Origin of the sequence: Streptomyces cellostaticus (genome assembly GCF_023630175.1) — a bacterium.
In the GTDB taxonomy this organism is placed as follows: Bacteria; Actinomycetota; Actinomycetes; order Streptomycetales; family Streptomycetaceae; genus Streptomyces; species Streptomyces cellostaticus_A.
This window is the reverse complement of the sequence record NZ_JALLIN010000023.1, coordinates 42,990-62,309: the sequence shown is the minus strand read 5'-3', so window position 1 is coordinate 62,309 and position 19,320 is coordinate 42,990. Positions and strand designations below refer to the sequence as shown.

12 protein-coding genes and 1 pseudogene are annotated in these 19,320 nt (G+C 71.1%); 10 read left to right on the top strand and 3 right to left on the bottom strand.

Translation table 11 applies throughout. The features are described from left to right. Positions 1–96 precede the first annotated feature (96 nt). Positions 97–1,623 carry a M1 family metallopeptidase gene (locus MXD57_RS16470; RefSeq protein ID WP_250402202.1) on the top strand — a complete coding sequence of 509 codons (1,527 nt, stop codon included), beginning with the start codon at positions 97–99 and terminating at the stop codon, positions 1,621–1,623. A 134-nt stretch (positions 1,624–1,757) separates the two neighbouring features. Next, positions 1,758–3,248: a GTPase HflX gene (gene hflX / locus MXD57_RS16465; RefSeq protein ID WP_250402201.1), complete on the top strand. Its 1,491-nt coding sequence runs from the start codon at positions 1,758–1,760 to the stop codon at positions 3,246–3,248. Between the two features lie 243 nt (positions 3,249–3,491). On the opposite strand, the gene MXD57_RS16460 is transcribed toward hflX, so the two are convergent. Next, a complete protein-coding gene (locus MXD57_RS16460) occupies positions 3,492–4,724 on the bottom strand; it encodes a trypsin-like serine peptidase (RefSeq protein WP_250402200.1) in 1,233 nt (410 codons plus the stop codon). A 385-nt stretch (positions 4,725–5,109) separates the two neighbouring features. Here MXD57_RS16460 and MXD57_RS16455 point away from each other — a divergent pair, with 385 nt between their 5' ends. From MXD57_RS16455 to MXD57_RS16440, 4 genes are all read left to right on the top strand, one after another. Next, a complete protein-coding gene (locus MXD57_RS16455; RefSeq protein ID WP_250402199.1) occupies positions 5,110–6,582 on the top strand; it encodes a diaminobutyrate--2-oxoglutarate transaminase family protein in 1,473 nt (490 codons plus the stop codon). 484 nt (positions 6,583–7,066) lie between these two features. Next, on the top strand, positions 7,067–9,067 hold the full coding sequence (locus MXD57_RS16450) for an IucA/IucC family protein (RefSeq protein ID WP_374114706.1): 2,001 nt from the start codon (positions 7,067–7,069) through the stop codon (positions 9,065–9,067). A gap of 81 nt (positions 9,068–9,148) precedes the next feature. Then, positions 9,149–9,850, top strand: a complete 702-nt coding sequence (locus tag MXD57_RS16445; RefSeq protein ID WP_250402198.1) for a GNAT family N-acetyltransferase — start codon at positions 9,149–9,151, stop codon at positions 9,848–9,850. A 164-nt stretch (positions 9,851–10,014) separates the two neighbouring features. Beyond that, positions 10,015–12,006, top strand: a complete 1,992-nt coding sequence (locus tag MXD57_RS16440; protein WP_250402197.1) for an ATP-dependent DNA helicase — start codon at positions 10,015–10,017, stop codon at positions 12,004–12,006. Between the two features lie 164 nt (positions 12,007–12,170). Here the strand turns inward: MXD57_RS16440 and lexA are convergent, their stop codons facing one another. Beyond that, the gene (gene lexA / locus MXD57_RS16435; RefSeq protein ID WP_250402196.1) at positions 12,171–12,950 is read right to left on the bottom strand and encodes a transcriptional repressor LexA; all 780 of its coding nucleotides are present in this window, start codon (positions 12,948–12,950) and stop codon (positions 12,171–12,173) included. 567 nt (positions 12,951–13,517) lie between these two features. Between lexA and nrdR the strand changes: the two genes are divergently transcribed. Both nrdR and MXD57_RS16425 read left to right on the top strand, forming a co-directional pair. After that, entirely contained in the window at positions 13,518–14,066 is a 549-nt protein-coding gene (gene nrdR / locus MXD57_RS16430) for a transcriptional regulator NrdR (RefSeq protein ID WP_250402195.1), read from the top strand. 165 nt (positions 14,067–14,231) lie between these two features. After that, on the top strand, positions 14,232–17,123 hold the full coding sequence (locus MXD57_RS16425) for a vitamin B12-dependent ribonucleotide reductase (RefSeq protein WP_250402194.1): 2,892 nt from the start codon (positions 14,232–14,234) through the stop codon (positions 17,121–17,123). 67 nt (positions 17,124–17,190) lie between these two features. On the opposite strand, the pseudogene MXD57_RS16420 reads toward MXD57_RS16425, so the two are convergent. Beyond that, positions 17,191–17,751 (bottom strand): annotated as a pseudogene (locus MXD57_RS16420) (TerD family protein); the annotation flags it as partial. Between the two features lie 124 nt (positions 17,752–17,875). Between MXD57_RS16420 and MXD57_RS16415 the strand changes: the two are divergent. Both MXD57_RS16415 and MXD57_RS16410 read left to right on the top strand, forming a co-directional pair. Further along, positions 17,876–18,481 carry a YdbC family protein gene (locus tag MXD57_RS16415; protein ID WP_250402192.1) on the top strand — a complete coding sequence of 202 codons (606 nt, stop codon included), beginning with the start codon at positions 17,876–17,878 and terminating at the stop codon, positions 18,479–18,481. A gap of 170 nt (positions 18,482–18,651) precedes the next feature. Beyond that, entirely contained in the window at positions 18,652–19,311 is a 660-nt protein-coding gene (locus MXD57_RS16410; RefSeq protein WP_250402191.1) for a histidine phosphatase family protein, read from the top strand. Positions 19,312–19,320: the final 9 nt, after the last annotated feature.

Here is a 19,320-nt window from a genome sequence, read left to right as displayed (position 1 = left end):
CGGATTCCTGAAGAAGGCTCTGCGGAACCAACCCGATCGGGTGGGCCCGGCGCGAGTCGCCGTCGTGCCGCCCGCGCGCGCTGGTAGCGGTGGGGCATGCCGCTCACCCTCCGCCGGGGCCGGAACCTCCGCCCCTTCCGCCGCCGGAAGGCCGCCCTGCTCGCCTCCGCCGTCTCCGTCTGCCTGCTCGCCGCCGCCGCCCCGGCCGAGCCGCTGGGCGTCGGTGACCGGCTCTTCCCGACCCTGGGCAACCCCGGGTACGACGTGGCGTCGTACGACCTGTCCTTCACCTATTCCGGGAAGAACGACAAGCCGCTGCGGGCCGTCACCACCATCGACGCCTGGACGACCACCGGCCTGGACCGCCTCAATCTCGACTTCGCGCACGGCACCGTCGAGTCCGTCGAGGTGGACGGCCGCCCCGCCGCCTTCGCCGGCGCGGGCGAGGACCTGGTGATCACCCCCGACCGCCCGCTGCCCCGGGGAAGCTGGACGCGGATCACCGTGAAGCACACCAGCGACCCCGTCAGCGCCAAGGGCCGGGACGGCGGCTGGGTGCGCACCACCGACGGCCTCGCGATGGCCAACCAGGCCGACGCCGCGCACCTGGTCTTCCCGTGCAACGACCACCCGTCGGACAAGGCGATGTTCACCATCCGGGTCACCGCCCCCAACGAGTACACCGCCGTGGCCAACGGCCTGCCGACCGGAGCCGAGCGCGTCGGCCCCGCCACCACCTGGACCTACCGCACGCAGCACCCCATGGCCACCGAGCTGGCCCAGGTGTCCGTCGGCCGCTCCGCCGTGGTGCGCCGCAAGGGCCCCCACGGTCTTCCGGTCCGCGACGTCGTGCCCAGCGCCGACCGCAAAGCGCTCGAACCCTGGCTCGCGAAGACACCCGACCAGATCGCCTGGCTGGAGAGCAAGGTCGGCTCCTACCCGTTCGAAACGTACGGCCTGCTCATGGCCCAGGCCTCCACCGGGTTCGAACTGGAGACGCAGACCCTCTCGCTCTTCGAGAAGGACATCTTCACCAAGCCCGGCTACCCCGCCTGGTACGTCGACTCGATCATGGTGCACGAGCTGTCCCACCAGTGGTTCGGTGACAGTGTCAGCCCGCGCACCTGGTCCGACGCCTGGCTGAACGAGGGGCACGCCACCTGGTACGAGTCCCTCTACGCCCAGGAGAAGTCCAAGCGGCCCATGGTGGACCGCATGAAGGCCGCCTACGGCGCGTCGGACCGCTGGCGGGCCGACGGCGGCCCGCCGGCCCGGCCCAAGCCGCCCGCGCCCGGCCAGAAGATCAGCATCTTCCGGCCGAACATCTACGACGGAGCGGCACTGGTGCTCTACGCCCTGCGGCAGGAGATCGGCACGCGTGCCTTCGAGCGCCTGGAGCGGGACTGGGTCCGGGAGCACCGCGACTCGACCGCCACCACCGCCGAGTTCGTCCGCCTGGCGTCGTCCGTCGCCGGCCGTGACCTGACCGGTTTCCTCCAGCCCTGGCTGTACGGCGAGAAGACCCCGCCGATGCCCGGCCACCCGGACTGGAAGAGCGACAGGTCCGCCAAGGAGTCCAAGCGGGACAAGCGCGGCAAGAAGGGCGGGCCGGGCTGGGAATAACGCGGTGACGGGTCGTGCCGCGCCGTGCGACCATCTTGGGGTCGGCGCGGCACGGGACACGGGAATCTCCCGGGGGACCCGTGCGTTGTAGCACACGACAGCCGATCCGGCCCTCCCACCGACGTAAGGATCCAATGACCTCCTCTTCTTCCCCTTCCCAGGACACCAAGCGCCTCGCGCACGACTACCCCGAAGGTCTTCGGGCCGATGCCCTGATGGAAGAGGACGTCGCCTGGAGCCACGAGATCGACGGCGAGCGGGACGGTGAGCAGTTCGACCGCTCCGAGCGGGCGGCACTGCGCCGCGTGGCGGGCCTGTCCACCGAGCTGGAGGACGTCACCGAGGTCGAGTACCGCCAGCTCCGCCTGGAGCGGGTCGTGCTCGTCGGGGTGTGGACCACGGGGACCGCCCAGGACGCGGACAACTCCCTCGCGGAGCTGGCCGCCCTCGCCGAGACCGCCGGAGCGCTCGTGCTCGACGGCGTGATCCAGCGCCGGGACAAGCCCGACGCGGCCACCTACATCGGCTCCGGCAAGGCGCTGGAACTGCGTGACATCGTCATCGAAACGGGCGCGGACACCGTCATCTGCGACGGTGAGCTGAGCCCGGGCCAGCTCATCCAGCTCGAGGACGTCGTCAAGGTCAAGGTCATCGACCGTACGGCCCTGATCCTCGACATCTTCGCGCAGCACGCCAAGTCCCGAGAGGGCAAGGCACAGGTCGCGCTGGCGCAGATGCAGTACATGCTGCCGAGGCTGCGAGGCTGGGGTCAGTCCCTGTCCCGCCAGATGGGTGGTGGCCGCGGCGGCCTCGCCACGCGTGGCCCCGGTGAGACCAAGATCGAGACGGACCGGCGCCGGATCCGCGAGAAGATGGCGAAGATGCGCCGGGAGATCGCGGACATGAAGACGGGCCGCGAGATCAAGCGCCAGGAGCGCCGGCGCAACAAGGTGCCGTCCGTCGCCATCGCCGGCTACACCAACGCCGGCAAGTCCTCCCTGCTCAACCGACTGACCGGCGCGGGCGTCCTGGTCGAGAACGCGCTGTTCGCGACCCTCGACCCGACCGTGCGCCGGGCCGAGACCCCCAGCGGGCGGCTGTACACGCTGGCCGACACCGTCGGTTTCGTCCGGCACCTGCCGCACCACCTGGTCGAGGCGTTCCGCTCCACCATGGAGGAGGTCGGGGACTCCGACCTGATCCTGCACGTGGTGGACGGCTCGCACCCGGTCCCGGAGGAGCAGTTGGCAGCCGTGCGCGAGGTGATCCGGGACGTCGGCGCGACCGACGTGCCCGAGATCGTCGTGATCAACAAGGCGGACCTGGCCGACCCGCTGGTGCTCCAGCGGCTGCTGCGGATGGAGAAGCGCTCCATCGCCGTCTCGGCCCGCACCGGCCAGGGCATCGAGGAACTGCTGGCGCTGATCGACAACGAGCTGCCCCGGCCCTCGGTCGAGGTCGAGGCGATCGTCCCGTACACCCACGGCAAGCTCGTCGCCCGCGCCCACACCGAGGGCGAGGTGATCTCCGAGGAGCACACCGAGGAGGGCACCCTGCTCAAGGCCCGGGTACACGAGGAGCTGGCCGCGGACCTGGCCCCCTACGCGCCGACCCCCGCGGCCTGACCCCGGGGCGCCCCCGGCGCAGTCGAGAGGCCCGCCACCCGTTCGGCGTATTCCGGGGGCGGGCCTCTCGTCATCGGCCCGCGCCGAGCCGGCCGGCCGACATCGGCCGTGCGGTTCGGTGTCGTCCGAGCCGGTCGGCGGTCGGCCGGCGTCGACCGCGCGCGGGGGCCGGGACGGGGCGGCGGCGAGGTGGCCACGGGCGCCTCGCCGCCGCCCCGTCCCACGTGTGAGGCCGCGCGGGCCCTACCGCCCGGCGAACTTCTCGCTGACCGAGTCGTAGACGCCCTTGGCCACCTCGCCCAGACGGGGGCCCGCCAGCCAGCCCGCGCGCACCGGGCCGATCGAGGTGTTGGACACCAGGACCGGCTTGCCGTCCGAGCCGGTCTCCACCCAGCCGCCGCCGGAGGAGCCGCCGGTCATCGTGCAGCCGATGCGGTACATCGTCGGGTCCGACGTGCCGAGGGACAGCCGGCCCGGCTTGTCCCGGCACTGGTAGGCGAGCTGGCCGTCGTACGGAGCCGCGGCCGGATAGCCCGTCGCCGTGATGCTCCGCACCTTCGGCACGGCCGGAGCGCCGAAGTCGACCGGAAGCGCCCCACCGACCGTCTCCTCCAGCGACTTGCCGGCGTTGCCCTGCTCCGGCGTCACATGGATCACCGCGAAGTCGTACGAGGCACCGTTGCCGCCGGTTCGGCCGCCCTGATCGATCCACTGCTGCGAGGTCTTCGCCGCGTCTGCCCACCAGACCCCGTACGGCGCGACCTCCGCCCGGCTCGCGTCCTGCAGCTCGGCGTTCGGCCTGCCCTGGTTGTTGTACGACGGCACGAAGGCGATGTTGCGGTACCAGCCACCGCTCTTGCCGGCGTGCACGCAGTGGCCGGCCGTCCAGATGAGGTTGGACTTGCCCGGGTGCGCCGGGTCCCGCACGACCGTCGCCGAGCAGACCATCGTGCCCTCGGGGGAGTCGAAGAAGACCTTGCCCGAGGCGGCCGCGCTGGTGTGGTACGGAGGCCTGACCGCCTGTGCCGTCACCGGCGCCGGGGTCGGGTCCGTCACGCCCTGGTCACCGGAGAGGTCGTTGTCGTCGACCCGCTTGGCCGGGTCGTCGGCGTCCCGCATCCGGTCCGGGTCCCACAGCCCCTTGATGATGGGGTTGACGAAGTCGTTGGCCTCGCGCAGCCAGTCGTCCCTGTCCCAGTTCTTCCAGGCGCCGTTCTTCCACTTGTCGACATCGATCCCGTGCTCCTTGAGCTTCTGACGGATGTCGTCCGGAATCTTGATCTTGCCGTCGCCGGTGCCGCCCTGGGTCGCGGTGGCGGTCGGTCTGTCGTCGGCGTTGTCGTCACCGTCGCCGTTGCAGGCCGTGGCGGTCAGCGCCAGCGCCGAGACGAGGGCGACCGTCGCCAGCGCGGGGGAGGTCCTGCGCGGCGCGCCCCTCCCGCGTCGAACGGTGAACGACGGCCGTATGGATCGCATGCTGTTGACTCCCCCTGATGTGAAGGTACTCGGCGCTCGGGTCCCGGCACCGGCGTCGCACTCGTGGGGAGTTGACACCGGCGCAGCGGGTCCGCTGGGAACGGCACCACACACTATGCGTTCGCTGTGGGGGAGTTCCGACGGTCCGGCAACGGTTCGGCTACAAGCGGTCTGACCTGGAAGCACACCGGCCGCGGTCCGGTGCCTCACCTCAGGGCGAACGCGATCCCTCCGGCCGTCGTCCGGGGACCGCGTGGACCACGGGGATTACCCGGCAACCCGTAACCCGTGGGCCGGTTCGCGGTTGTAGGGGTGGGGGGTCGGCTGCCTGGGCCCGCTCCCCGTGGATCACATCACCTCTGGACAGCGGGGAGGACAGCGAGTCGTGGCCGTGACCGAGTCGGTGGCTGAGGATGCGTACGGGGAAGAGCGCACGGTGCACGAGGGGATCCTCGGGCGCCAGTCGGCGCGTGAGTCCGCGGCACGCACCTACGCGCGGGCCCTGCCCATCGTGCCGGTGCGCGCGCGGGGACTGACCATCGAGGGTGCCGACGGCCGCCGCTACCTGGACTGTCTCTCGGGAGCCGGCACCCTCGCCCTCGGCCACAATCATCCCGTGGTCCTGGAGGCCATCCGCCGGGTCCTCGACTCCGGCGCCCCGCTGTCCGTCCTCGACCTGGCGACACCGGTGAAGGACGCCTTCATCACCGAGTTGTTCCACACCCTGCCGCCCGGGCTCGCGGGCCGTGCCCGGGTGCAGTTCTGCGGACCGGCCGGCACCGACGCCGTCGAAGCCGCGCTCAAGCTGGTCCGCACCGCCACCGGACGCACCGGCATGCTCGCCTTCACCGGCGCCTACCACGGCATGACGGCGGGAGCCATGGCGGCCTCCGGCGGAGCCGGAGACGTCCGGGTCGCGCGGCTGCCGTACCCGCAGGACTACCGCTGCCCCTTCGGCGTCGGCGGCCCGCGCGGCGCCGAACTCGCCGCCCGCTGGACCGAGTCCCTCCTCGACGACCCGAAGTCGGGCGTACCGCTCCCCGCCGGGATGATCGTGGAACCCGTGCAGGGCGAGGGCGGCGTGATCCCGGCGCCCGACGCCTGGCTGCGGCGCATGCGGGAGATCACCGCCGACCGCTCCATCCCGCTGATCGCCGACGAGATCCAGACCGGGGTCGGCCGCACCGGCGCCTTCTGGGCCGTGGAGCACAGCGGTGTCACACCCGACGTCATGGTCCTGTCCAAGGCCATCGGCGGCAGCCTGCCGCTGGCCGTGGTCGTCTACCGCGACGACCTCGACGCCTGGCAGCCCGGCGCCCATGCGGGCACCTTCCGCGGCAACCAGCTGGCCATGGCCGCCGGCACCGCCACCCTGGCGCACGTACGGCGGAACGCCCTCGCCGAGCGCGCCGCCACTCTGGGCGCCCGAATGCTGTCCCGACTCCGCCAACTGCAGGACGCGTTCCCGTGCGTGGGTGATGTCCGGGGACGGGGGCTGATGATCGGCATCGAACTGGTGGACCCGGAGAGCGAGCCGACCGGACCGGCCGAGGACCCCTTCGGCGGCGACCACCGGTTCATCGCCGAAGGCCCCCGGTCCACCCGCACCCCGCACCGAGCCGCCCCCGAACTCGCGGCGGCCGTCCAGCGGGAGTGCCTCCAGCGAGGGCTCATCGTGGAACTCGGCGGCCGCCACGCCTGCGTCGTACGCCTCCTTCCACCGCTGACCATCTCCGACGAGCAGGCGGCAGCCGTCATGGACCGCCTGGCCGACGCGGTGGCAGCGGCGGCCCGCCGATGGCGCGACCGCGGCCACCGGCACCGCCATCAGGGCGCTCCTGCCCCCGGCAACGGCTAGTGCCGTGACCGGAAGGGTTCACCGGCTCGCGGCGTCCGGCACGGCACCTCGCCGCGTTGTCGCATCGCCCGAGTACGTCCAGTACGCGGACGATGCTCCGCCTTGCGCTGCACCGCCCCGGACGCCGCGAGCCTTCCGGCAAACCGTTCCGGTCACAGCACTAGCACCCCGACCGGAACGGTCCCCGCCACCGGGCCCGAGGAGCCGGGAAGCCACCCACACGCTCCCGTCGCGTACCGGTCGCACATGGACAGCACCGCGACATGGCTGCCCGCCCCGCTGCCCGGGCCCGTGACGACCGCACCGCGGCACCGACCGCACGACGGCCGACCGCACGACGGCCGACCGCACGACGGCCGACCGCACGACGGCCGACCGCACGACGGCCGACCGCACGACGGCCGAGTGGACGACGGGGCGGCCGGACGCGACCCGATCAACCATCCGCAGGCCCAGCCCAGCCCATCCCTTCCGAGGAGCCGTCTTGAACGCCACCCCCGCACCCGACGGCCGCTCCGGCAGCCCCGACGAACCGGGCGACTCCGGGACCCAGCCCTCCCAGGTGCCGCTCGCCGAGTCGTTCCCCCAGCAGAAGCGACGAGCCCCGGACGGCATGAGCGCGGACCCCCCCGGAGCCGACCCACTGGAGGACCCCGATCCCGGCAACGCCGCCCAGGCCGCCGCCGTCGAGAACCTGCTGCGCTGCTGGGTGCGGGAGACCGGCCTCGCCGCCCCCGCCACCGGCCCCCTTCGTGTCCCGCTGCTCCGCAGCGGCACCGCGCTGATCGTCCGGGTCCGGCACTGGTCCCCGGCGGGCTGGCACCGCTTCGGCCCGGTCCGCCTCGCCGGTGCCGAGACGGCACCGCCCGTCGACGCGCTCACTCTCGCGGCCCTGCTCGCCAGAGAGGCACTCGGCGGCACCCTCTGCACCCCCGGCACCCCCGGCACCCCTGGCACCCCCGGCACCCCGGGCACCCCGGGCACCCCCCAGCGGCCCGGGAGCGGGGCCGCGGGCGGCGGTGGTGACCTGGTCGCCAGGGTGGCCGACTCCCTGCGCCGCACCGCGACGTTCATCAGCGACCGGCGCGCGCATCCGGACGACGGCCCCGATCCGTTCCTCAGCGCCGAGCAGTCCCTGCTCCTCGGGCATCCCCTCCACCCCGCCCCGAAGAGCCGGGAAGGCCTGACCGAGGCCGAAGGCGCGCTCTACTCACCGGAGTCACGCGGCTCCTTCCCGCTGCACTGGTGGGCCGTCGCCCCCTCTCTGCTGGCGACCGACTCGGCCTGGACCGAACGCGGCCGTACCGTCCCCGCGGACCGGCTCACCCAGCGGCTCGCCGGCGTCTCCAGCCCCCTGCCCGAGGGGTTCGCCCTGCTGCCCCTGCACCCCTGGCAGGCCAGGGAGGTCAGGCATCGTGAGGCGACCGCGGCCCTGCTCGACTCGGGTGCCCTCCGTGATCTCGGTCCGCTCGGCCCTCCCTGGCACCCCACCTCCTCCGTGCGCACCGTCCACAGGTCCGGCGCGCCCGCGATGCTGAAACTGTCACTGGGCCTGCGCATCACCAACTCCCGTCGGGAGAACCTGCGCAAGGAACTCCACCGCGGAGTCGAGGTGCACCGCCTGCTGCGCGGCGGCCTCGCCCGTACGTGGCGGGCGGCACACCCCGCCTTCGACATCGTCCGCGACCCCGCCTGGCTCGCCGTCGACGATCCGGACGGGCTGCCCCTGCCCGGTCTCGACGTCATGATCAGGCACAACCCGTTCGCCCCGGCCGACGACGTGAGCTGCCTGGCCGGACTTGTCTCACCCCGGCCCCTCGCCGAACCGGACACCGACCCGTGGCCGGCCAAGGGGCCCTGGACCCTGCGGTCCCGTCTGTCGCAACTCGTCGCACGGCTCGCCGCCCGCACCGGGCGCCCCGTCGGAGCCGTCGCGGCCGAGTGGTTCCTGCGCTACCTGGAACAGGTCGTGCGGCCCGTGCTCTGGCTGGACGGCGAGGCCGGAATCGCCCTCGAGGCGCATCAGCAGAACACGCTGGTCCTGATCGACCGTGACGGCTGGCCCGCGGGCGGCCGGTTCCGCGACAACCAGGGCTACTACTTCCGTGAGTCCCGGCGCGACGAACTCGACGCGCGGCTGCCCGGCATCGGCGTGCGCAGCGACACCTTCGTCGCGGACGAGGTGGCCGACGAACGCTTCGCGTACTACCTCGCCGTCAACAACGTGCTCGGGCTGATCGGCGCCCTCGGCTCCCAGGAACTCGCCGACGAGCGACTGCTGCTCGCCGCCTTCCGCGGGTTTCTCGCCGATGCCGCCTCGGGTCCGCTCGCCCTGCGGACCCCGCTGCCCGGCCTGCTGCTCGACTCACCCGTCCTGCGCTGCAAGGCCAACCTGCTGACCCGGCTGCACGGCATGGACGAACTCGCCGGTCCGGTCGACACCCAGTCCGTCTACGTCGCCATCGCCAACCCCCTTCACTCCTGAACGAGCCGCCCCGCCCTCCCGCGTCTCCCGCGAACCCCTCAACTCCCTTCACCCACCACCCTTCGCTGAAAGGAGCGCACCGTGCCCTCCACCGACACCGGCGCGGACACCGCATCCCCCGAGGACGGCGAGGCCACGCTGCGTCTGCGCCTGCCCGCCGAGTTCGTCGCGCGCTTCGCCTCCGCCGACCTGCTCGACGGCGTGTCCGACTGGGGGACGACCCGCACCCCTGTGGGCCTCTTCCACCTGGTCCCCGTGCGCATGAGGACCGACCTGCCGCTCGTCCACCGCTGGATGAACGACCCCGCTGTCGCCGCTTTCTGGGAGCTGGCGGGACCGCCGGACAGGATCGAGGACCACCTTCGCGCCCAACTCGACGGCGACGGCCGCAGCGTGCCGTGCCTCGGCGTGCTGGACGGCGTCCCCATGAGCTACTGGGAGATCTACCGGGCGGACCTCGATCCGCTGGCCCGCCACTGCCCGACCCGTCCGCACGACACCGGGATCCATCTCCTCATCGGTGAGGCCGCCGACCGGGGCCGAGGACTGGGCTCGGCCCTGCTCGAGGCCGCGGCCGATCTCGTCCTGGACCGTCGCCCCGACTGCGGCCGGGTCGTCGCCGAGCCGGATCTTCGTAACACCCCTTCCGTCACCGCCTTCCTGCGCGCCGGGTTCCGGTTCGCGTCCGAGGTCGACCTGCCCGGCAAGCGGGCCGCCCTGCTGATCCGGGAGCGCGTCCCGAATCGGGAGGCCCGGCGAAATGTGACGACGTCGTCACCGTGAGTACGAACGGCGGTTCGGTGAGGTTCCCGGCCGCCAGGAAAGGATCCGGAAGGCCGGCGACGCCGTCGCGGCCCCCGCGCCACAGGAGCTCCCATCGTGATCCCACTCCTCGCTCCCGCCTTGCCCGCACGTTTGTCAGTGCCGGGCCGTAGGGTGGTCGGGCTATGACGAAGCCCTCACTCCCCGAACTCCTGCATGCCGCTGTCGCAGCCGTCGGCGGCACGGAGCGCCCCGGCCAGGTGACCATGGCCGAAGCGGTCGCCGAAGCGATCGACGACGGATCCCACCTGCTGGTCCAGGCCGGCACCGGCACCGGAAAGTCGCTGGGCTATCTCGTGCCCGCGCTCGCGCACGGGGAGCGAGTGGTCGTCGCCACGGCCACGCTCGCACTGCAGCGTCAGCTCGTGGAACGCGACCTTCCGCGCACCGTCGACGCCCTGCACCCGCTGCTGCGCCGCCGCCCGGACTTCGCCATGCTCAAGGGCAGGTCGAACTACCTGTGCCTGCACCGCCTGCACGAGGGCATGCCGCAGGACGAGGAGGACGGCCTCTTCGACCAGTTCGAGGCCGCCGCGCCGACCAGCAAGCTGGGCCAGGACCTGCTGCGTCTGCGTGATTGGGCCGACGAGACGGAGACCGGTGACCGCGACGGCCTCACGCCGGGCGTCTCCGACCGTGCCTGGGCACAGGTGTCGGTGTCGTCGCGGGAGTGCCTGGGCGCGTCGAAGTGCGCCTATGGCGCCGAGTGCTTCGCGGAGATGGCGCGCGAGCGGGCCAAGCTCGCCGAGGTCGTCGTCACCAACCACGCCCTCCTGGCCATCGACGCCATCGAGGGCGCCCCGGTGCTGCCGCAGCACGAGGTGCTGATCGTGGACGAGGCGCACGAGCTCGTCTCCCGGGTCACGGGCGTCGCCACCGGCGAACTCACGCCCGGCCAGGTCAACCGTGCCGTGCGCAGGGCGGCCAGACTCGTCGACGAGAAGACCGCCGATCAGCTCCAGACCGCCGCGGAGGGCTTCGAGCGGCTGATGGAACTCGCTCTGCCCGGCCGCCTCGAGGAGATCCCGGAGGACCTCGGCTACGCGCTGATGGCACTGCGGGACGCGGCCCGCACGGTCATCACGGCGCTCGGCTCCACCCGCGACAAGTCCGTCCAGGACGAGGACGCGGTCCGCAAGCAGGCGCTGGCCTCGGTCGAGACCGTGCACGACGTGGCGGAGCGAGTGGTCAACGGTTCCGAGTGGGACGTGGTCTGGTACGAGCGCCACGACCGCTTCGGCGCGTCACTGCGTGTCGCGCCCATGTCGGTCTCCGGGCTGCTCAGGGAGAAGCTTTTCGCTGAGCGCAGCGTCGTCCTCACCTCGGCGACGCTCAAACTGGGCGGCGACTTCAACGGCGTCGGCGCCTCCCTCGGGCTCGGCCCCGAGGGCACGGAGGGCGAGGATCTGCCGGAGTGGAAGGGCGTCGACGTCGGCTCGCCCTTCGACTACCCCAGGCAGGGCATCCTGTACGTCGCCAAGCATCTCGCGCGCCCGGCACGGGACGGTGAGCGCTCCGACATGCTCGACGAGCTGACGGAGCTGATCCAGGCGGCCGGCGGTCGCACCCTCGGGCTGTTCTCGTCCATGCGTGCCGCCCAGCTCGCCGCGGAGGAGCTGCGCTCCCGCATCCCCGAGTTCCCCATCCTGCTGCAGGGCGAGGAGACGCTCGGCGAGCTGATCAAGAACTTCGCGGCGGACCCGCGGACCTGCCTGTTCGGCACGTTGTCGCTGTGGCAGGGTGTCGACGTCCCGGGCCCGAGCTGCCAGCTGGTGGTCATGGACAAGATCCCGTTCCCGCGCCCCGACGACCCGCTGATGAGCGCCCGGCAGAAGGCGGTGGAGGACGCGGGCGGGAACGGCTTCATGGCCGTGGCCGCGACCCATGCGGCCCTGCTGATGGCCCAGGGTGCCGGTCGTCTGGTCCGCGCCTCGGGGGACCGCGGAGTGGTCGCGGTGCTGGACCAGCGGCTCGCCACGGCGCGGTACGGCAGCTACCTCAAGGCGTCACTGCCCGACTTCTGGTACACCGCGGACCGCAACCAGGTGCGCAAATCGCTGGCGGCCATCGACGCGGCCGCGAGGCGGACGGAGGAGACGCAGACGCAGGAGCAGTGAACCGAACGGGCCGGCCGGTGTCGGTCGGCCCGCCACGCGCACGATGGTCCGCCCGGCCGGCCCCAGAGGGAGACGGCCCGGACCGCACAGGGCCCCGGAACCGGCGCAGGGGTTCCGGGGCCCGGTCAGGGGGGACGAGCCGTTCGGCCCGGCCGCCGCGGCCGTCACACGCGCCGCAGCACGGCGACGACCTTGCCCAGGATGGTCGCGTCGTCGCCGGGGATCGGTTCGTAGGCCGCGTTGTGCGGCAGCAGCCAGACGTGGCCGTCCTCGCGCTTGAAGCGCTTGACGGTGGCTTCACCGTCGAGCATCGCCGCGACGATGTCGCCGTTCTCGGCGACCGGTTGGCGGCGGACGGTGACCCAGTCGCCGTCGCAGATCGCGGCCTCGATCATTGAGTCGCCGACGACCTTCAGCACGAACAGCTCGCCGTCGCCGACGAGCTGGCGAGGGAGCGGGAACACGTCCTCGACCGACTCCTCGGCGAGGATCGGTCCACCGGCGGCGATCCGGCCGACCAGCGGAACGTAGGACGCGGCGGGCTTGCCGGTGGTGTCGGTGGGCTGCACCGTCACGGCCTGGTCCGACCCCCGCACCTCGTACGCACGCGGGCGGTGCGGGTCCCGGCGCAGGAAGCCCTTGCGCTCCAGCGCCATCAACTGGTGCGCCACGGAGGACGTGCTGGAGAGCCCGACGGCCTGGCCGATCTCGCGCATGGACGGCGGATATCCGCGTCGCTGCACCGAATCCCGGATGACCTCGATCACCCGGCGCTGCCGGTCGGTGAGACCGGAGCTGTCCGCCCGGATACCTGGAGGTCGGCCAGGCAGGGAGCGCTTGTGCCCCTCGGGATTCGTGGCTTCGTTCATCGCGTGTACCGGCTCGATCCGGCCCATGGAGCGGTCCTGGGCGGTGATGGTGGCACTGTCTGCGGTGGTGGTCACGTCGGCCCCTCTCGATGGTCTCCCTGCTGGACAACGGTAGTTGCTTTCGAAAGGTTGCGCCAAACACACGTTCGAGTGAAAAAGAGTGATTCGCCTGTCGTGATCATGTGTTTGGGTGTATGGCTGACGCGCCACTTCGCGGTCAAAAGCGCCCATTGCTGTACTCTTCACCGCCGGGCTCGGCGACCTTGCGGGTTGTGCCCTCAGTCTGCCATCCGGAACCCGGTCCTCCAGGATCCGGACTCCCTTCTGCGCCGGAGTCCCACGCCGTCTCCGTGCGGCGCCCACGGTATCTCCGCAACCGAAGGATCGATACGCCCGTGCGCCCGCGTGTTCGGAAATGCCGGCGGCGGGTGTCCGGGGCGGTGCTCCGGTGCGGCGACACGCGTCACCGCCTCGATGTATGAGCCAAGCCCTACATCTAGTGGTTGGATGCTTACCGCAGCCCACAAGTTGTGGTCCCCCGGGTCTGAGACGGCTCCGCGATCGCCTATGCTTAGAGCTGCTTCGAGGGGCCCATGTGGTCCAGCGGGGCCATTGAGTCTGCTGTGAGGAGGGTTGGAGATCATGCACTGCCCCTTCTGCAGGCACCCCGACAGCCGCGTGGTCGACAGTCGTACGACCGACGACGGCACGTCGATCCGCAGGCGCCGCCAGTGCCCCGACTGCTCCCGTCGCTTCACGACCGTGGAGACGTGCTCGCTCATGGTGGTGAAGCGGTCCGGGGTCACCGAACCGTTCAGCCGCACCAAGGTCATCAACGGTGTGCGCAAGGCATGCCAGGGACGGCCTGTCACCGAGGACGCACTCGCCCAGCTCGGCCAGCGGGTCGAGGAGGCGGTGCGGGCCACCGGGAGCGCCGAGCTGACCACCCACGACGTGGGCCTCGCCATACTCGGCCCGTTGCAGGAGCTCGACCTCGTCGCCTATCTGCGATTCGCCTCCGTCTACCGGGCCTTCGACTCGCTCGACGACTTCGAGGCCGCCATCGCGGAGCTGAGGCGGGCGCGAGGCCCCGCCGCGGACGGCGAGGACGCGGGATCGGGGAGCCCGGAGGACGAACGCGGGCCCGGAGGGACCACCGGGGTCCCCGTGCCCGCCAACGCCGCCGACTGACCGGCGCGTCGGAACCAGGACGGACGCCCGGGTTCCGGCTCGGAAGGCGGCGAACCAAGATTTGTCGCGGACAGCAGTTGAGGGTGCCCGCGACACCAGACAGAACACCGTGCCACGGGAACAACGGGGCACTTCAGGGCGTTTTAGCCCGTACAGGGAGGCGGCATGACAGAGACGGCGAGCGGTCCGGCACGAGGTTCCCGAGCCAAGGGGGCCAAGGCGGGTAACAAGGGACTGCACATCGAGCGCATCCACACCACGCCCGGCGTACACCCGTACGACGAGGTGGCCTGGGAGCGCCGTGACGTCGTCATGACCAACTGGCGCGACGGCTCGGTCAACTTCGAGCAGCGTGGCGTCGAGTTCCCCGACTTCTGGTCGGTGAACGCGGTCAACATCGTCACCAGCAAGTACTTCCGCGGTGCCGTCGGCACCCCGCAGCGCGAGGTCAGCCTCAAGCAGCTGATCGACCGCATCGTGAAGACGTACCGGAAGGCCGGCGAGGAGCACAAGTACTTCGCGTCGCCCGCCGACGCCGAGATCTTCGAGCACGAGCTGGCCTACGCCCTCCTGCACCAGATCTTCAGCTTCAACAGCCCCGTCTGGTTCAACGTCGGCACCACGCAGCCCCAGCAGGTCTCCGCCTGCTTCATCCTGTCGGTCGACGACTCCATGGAGTCGATCCTCGACTGGTACAAGGAAGAGGGCATGATCTTCAAGGGCGGCTCCGGCGCCGGCCTGAACCTCTCCCGGATCCGCTCCTCCAAGGAGCTGCTCTCCTCCGGCGGCAACGCCTCCGGTCCCGTCTCCTTCATGCGCGGCGCCGACGCCTCCGCCGGCACCATCAAGTCAGGTGGCGCCACCCGCCGCGCCGCCAAGATGGTCGTGCTCGACGTCGACCACCCCGACATCGAGGACTTCATCCAGACGAAGGTCAGCGAGGAGGAGAAGATCCGCGTCCTGCGCGACGCGGGCTTCGACATGGACCTGGGCGGCGACGACATCACGTCCGTCCAGTACCAGAACGCCAACAACTCGGTCCGCGTGAACGACGAGTTCATGACGGCGGTGGAGTCGAGCGGCCAGTTCGGCCTGCGGGCCCGCATGACCGGTGAGGTCATCGAGGAGGTCGACGCCAAGGCGCTCTTCCGTAAGATCGCCGAGGCCGCGTGGGCCTGCGCCGACCCGGGCATCCAGTACGACGACACCATCAACAACTGGCACACCTGCCCCGAGTCCGGCCGGATCACCGCGTCGAACCCGTGCAGCGAGTACATGCACCTGGACAACACGTCCTGCAACCTGGCCTCGCTGAACCTGATGAAGTTCCTCAAGGACGACGGCAAGGGCCGGCAGTCCTTCGAGACCGAGCGCTTCCAGAAGGTCGTCGAGCTGGTCATCACCGCGATGGACATCTCGATCTGCTTCGCGGACTTCCCGACCCAGAAGATCGGCGAGAACACGCGCGCGTTCCGCCAGCTCGGCATCGGCTACGCCAACCTCGGCGCCCTGCTGATGGCCACCGGCCACGCCTACGACTCCGACGGCGGCCGCGCCCTCGCCGGTGCCATCACCTCGCTGATGACCGGTACGGCCTACCGCCGCTCCGCCGAGCTGGCCGCCGTCGTCGGTCCGTACGACGGCTACGCCCGCAACGCCGACGCCCACAAGCGCGTCATGAAGCAGCACGCCGACGCCAACGGCGTGGCCGTCCGCATGGACGACCTGGACACCCCGGTCTGGGCCGCCGCCACCGAGGCCTGGCAGGACGTCGTCCGCGTCGGCGAGAAGAACGGCTTCCGCAACTCCCAGGCGTCCGTCCTGGCCCCCACCGGCACCATCGGCCTGGCGATGTCCTGCGACACCACCGGTGTCGAGCCCGACCTCGCGCTGGTGAAGTTCAAGAAGCTGGTCGGCGGCGGCTCGATGCAGATCGTCAACGGCACCGTCCCGCAGGCCCTGCGCCGCCTGGGCTACCAGGAGGAGCAGATCGAGGCGATCGTCGCCCACATCGCCGAGAACGGCAACGTGGTCGACGCCCCCGGTCTCAAGCCCGAGCACTACGAGGTGTTCGACTGCGCCATGGGCGAGCGCGCCATCTCCCCGATGGGCCACGTCCGCATGATGGCCGCGATCCAGCCGTGGATCTCCGGCGCCATCTCCAAGACGGTCAACATGCCGGAGACGGCGACCGTCGAGGAGGTCGAGGAGATCTACTACGAGGCGTGGAAGCTGGGCGTCAAGGCGCTCGCCATCTACCGCGACAACTGCAAGGTCGGCCAGCCGCTCTCCGCCAAGACCAAGGAGAAGGAGAAGGCCGAGGTCACGGAGAAGGCCGAGGCGACCATCCGCGAGACGGTCGAGAAGATCGTCGAGTACCGCCCGGTCCGCAAGCGTCTCCCCAAGGGCCGCCCCGGCATCACCACGTCCTTCACGGTCGGCGGCGCCGAGGGCTACATGACCGCCAACTCCTACCCCGACGACGGTCTCGGCGAGGTCTTCCTGAAGATGTCCAAGCAGGGCTCGACCCTCGCGGGCATGATGGACGCCTTCTCCATCGCCGTCTCCGTCGGCCTGCAGTACGGGGTGCCGCTCGAGACGTACGTCTCGAAGTTCACCAACATGCGCTTCGAGCCGGCCGGTATGACGGACGACCCGGACGTGCGGATGGCGCAGTCGATCGTCGACTACATCTTCCGCCGCCTGGCGCTGGACTTCCTGCCCTTCGAGACGCGCTCCGCGCTCGGCATCCACTCCGCCGAGGAGCGCCAGCGGCACCTGGAGACCGGTTCCTACGAGCCCGCCGAGGACGAGGTCGACGTCGAGGGCCTGGCCCAGTCGGCGCCGCGCGCCCAGGAGCTGAAGGCGGTCGCCACGCCGAAGGCCGAGGAGGCCGAGTCGGCCCCGAAGCAGGCGCACACCAGCGCCGAGCTCGTCGAGATGCAGTTGGGCATCCAGGCCGACGCCCCGCTGTGCTTCTCCTGCGGCACCAAGATGCAGCGGGCCGGTTCCTGCTACATCTGCGAGGGCTGCGGCTCCACCAGCGGCTGCAGCTGACGCCACACCGTTCCTGAAGCAGGGGGCGCCGGCCCGAGCCGGCGCCCCCTGCTCGTGGGCTCCCGTGTCAGGCGTGGCGTCTGCTGCCCATGACACCCGGGAAGGTCGCCGGATCCTCGTCGTAGCCGTGCACTCCGGGGTGGAACGTCCACACGCCGGAGCCGTCCCGCACGAACTCGCCGATCGTGGCCGCCATGGCGTCGGGGACCGCGGCGAAGTCGTCCTCGGCGAGCACCGTGTAGCCCTCGCGGATGCGCATGGCCGGGCCGAGGACGTCGGCGAAGGTCCTGCGTCCGGTTCGCTGCTGGATGACCACACCGACCACCACGCGCGCGTACCGGTCGTCGAGCCGGTCGAGCTCGATCGTCATGACCTCGTCCCAGCCGAAGCCCTTGCCGTCGGTGCTGTCCCGGTCGAGGAGGATCGTGCCGTCCGGCGAACGGCTGTCGAAGTGCACCAGATAAGCCGGCGCCCCGTAGGGGTCGCCCGAGTCGAACGGCCCCGCCACGACGTCCAGATCGGTGGGCGGTCGGCCCGCCGGACTGGGGTCCCACTTGAGCGCGACCTCGACCTTGCTGATTCCCTTGCTGAAGCCAGCCACCGGGCTTCGCCACCCCCTCGTAGTGCCATGCCTGTCAACTGCCCTGGAGCCAGGGCCGTTTGCTCATCGTGCCACGCGCGCGAGAAGTGTGCGCGGGCGATCTCGGCCGGAGGGTGACCGGCGCCGTGCCCGGTGGCCTTACGATGGCGCGGTGCTGGTCAAGTGGATTCGCTGCACCGTGGTGGACCGCCGCGGCTTCGAGCGCGGGCAGCGGAAATGGGCGGGGCTTCCGGGGGAGCCGGGTTTTCGGGGGCAGGGCGGAGGGTGGAGCCGGCAGCGGCCCGGGGTGGCGCACCTCTTCGCCTTCTGGGAGAGCCGCGCCTTCTACGACTCCTTCATGGCCCGCTCGCACGACCGCCTGGCGGCCGCCCAGTCCGGCACGTTCAAGGATTCCCAGGTCAAACTGTTCGAGTACCGGTTCGACGTGAAGACCGGCTTCGAGCCCCGGTTCACGGACTCCGACCTGGTCCGCGTCGCCCTGTGCCGGGTCCGCGAGGAGCGCGTGGAGCACTTCACGCTCATGCAGGAGAAGGTGTGGAATCCGGCCATGGCCGGCTCGCCCGGCATGATCCGGGGCATGTTCGCCGAGGCACCCGAACAGGAGTTCCTCATCCTGTCCATGTGGCGGTCGGCGGCCGAGCACGGGAAGTACCGCACCGAGCGGGTGGAGCGCCTCGCCCTGCGCGCCCAGACGGAGGCGGACATCGCGGCGCTCACCGGTGACATCGTGGAACTGGAGCCGTCCTGGACGGTCTGAACCGGCCGCATCGAGGACGGGGCGGTGCTCGCGGAAAGTGGTGGATCGAACGCGGAGCGGCACGGGGATCGTGCGCCCGTGAGCGCCCCGGTGCGCGGGCGGGTGTGACCTACGCCGTATGGGGCCCGTGGGAGTGCTCTGTCGTCCCCCGTTCGATCTAGGGTTTCGGCATGGCACGACCACGGCGCATCGTCCTTGTCCGGCACGGCGAGTCAAGGGGCAACGTTGATGACTCCGTGTACGAGCGGGAGCCCGACCATGCTCTCGCCCTGACCGAGCGCGGCTGGAGGCAGGCCGGGGAGACCGGGCAGCAGATCCGGGAGCTCTTCGGCCGGGAACGCGTGAGCGTGTACGTCTCCCCGTACCGTCGCACCCACGAGACGCTGCGCGCCTTCCATCTCGATCCCGGCCTCATACGGGTCCGCGAGGAACCCAGGCTCCGCGAGCAGGACTGGGGCAACTGGCAGGACCGCGACGACGTGCGCCTGCAGAAGGCGTACCGGGACGCCTACGGTCACTTCTTCTTCCGGTTCCCGCAGGGCGAGTCCGGCGCCGACGTCTACGACCGGGTCGGCGGCTTCCTGGAGAGTCTGTTCCGCAGCTTCGAGGCACCGGACCATCCGCCGAACGTGCTGCTGGTGACGCACGGGCTCGCGATGCGGCTGTTCTGTATGCGCTGGTTCCACTGGACGGTGGCGGAATTCGAGTCGCTCTCGAATCCCGGGAACGCGGAGATGCGGACGCTCGTTCTGGGTGAGGACGGAAAGTACACCCTGAACCGGCCCTTCGAGCGATGGCGGGATCCGGTGCCGCACTGGGGTTCCCGATAGAGTGGCAGA